Here is a 511-nt window from a genome sequence, read left to right on the forward strand (position 1 = left end):
CAAACCGAGAGCTTGCTGCTCAGGTCACTCTAAAGACCAACCAGTTAAGGCATCAAAGCCGCGTATTATTGACTAGTAACCAACAGTTAAGAAAGCAAATTCAGGTTAGAAATCTATTAGTTGACCATGTTGCTCAGTCTATAAAAACCAGCGTCGATTATATCTCGTCAAAATTGCCAATGGAGAGAGACTCCATCACACAGGATCACGTATCAAAAACTTACTGGCAGCTGAATGAGCTTAAAAGTGCTCCAGGTGATGCGAGTAACGGCAGTCAAAACTACAACCTAAGCCAAATTACGCAATCTGTGGTGGATGTGTGGCGAGACGATTTTGCCAAAGCGGGGATCTCTGTGGAGTTAGAGGATGAGAACAAGTCTAGCCGTATTGCTCTAGAGAGTTTTAATCTGGACGTTATCTTCAACAGTATCTTTGCCAACATCATCAAGCGCTCTTTCCGAGGTCAAGCCGTTAAAGTGATGTTAGAAGAGGGGCGGGACATTGTCTCACT

At 44.0% G+C, this 511-nt stretch carries 1 pseudogene; it reads left to right on the top strand.

The window, feature by feature from the left end:
• Positions 1–511, top strand: a pseudogene (locus R8O10_RS27665) (AraC family transcriptional regulator); the annotation flags it as partial.

This window comes from Vibrio sp. 1727, from assembly GCF_033344415.1.
In the GTDB taxonomy this organism is placed as follows: Bacteria; Pseudomonadota; Gammaproteobacteria; order Enterobacterales; family Vibrionaceae; genus Vibrio; species Vibrio alginolyticus.